This is a genomic window from Belnapia sp. AC561 (genome assembly GCF_979252845.1).
In genome coordinates, this window is sequence record NZ_CEEDBP010000156.1 from 1 (window position 1) to 293 (window position 293).

The following is a 293-nucleotide window of genomic DNA, read 5'->3' on the forward strand; positions in this document are numbered from 1 at the left end:
TTGATGCACCGAAAACCAAAGACCTGCTGAACAAACTGAATGGCATGGGCCTGACCGACGTACTGATTGTTTCCGACTCCGTCGACGAGAATCTGTACCTCGCTGCTCGTAACCTTCCACACGTCGATGTCCGCGACGTGCAGGGTTCCGATCCAGTTAGTCTCATCGCCTACGACAAAGTGTTGATCACTGTGTCGGCCGTGAAGAAATTCGAGGAGCTGCTGGGATGAACCAGGAACGCGTATTTAAAGTGCTACTTGGCCCGCACGTCTCTGAGAAAGCCACGGTTTTGG

At 52.9% G+C, this 293-nt stretch carries 1 protein-coding gene; it reads left to right on the forward strand.

Annotated elements, in window-relative coordinates; all coding sequences use genetic code 11:
- Positions 1 to 230 (forward strand): 50S ribosomal protein L4 (gene rplD, locus AC0IW9_RS30550; protein WP_471652066.1); only part of this gene is annotated, 230 nt, incomplete at its 5' end.
- Positions 231 to 293: the final 63 nt, after the last annotated feature.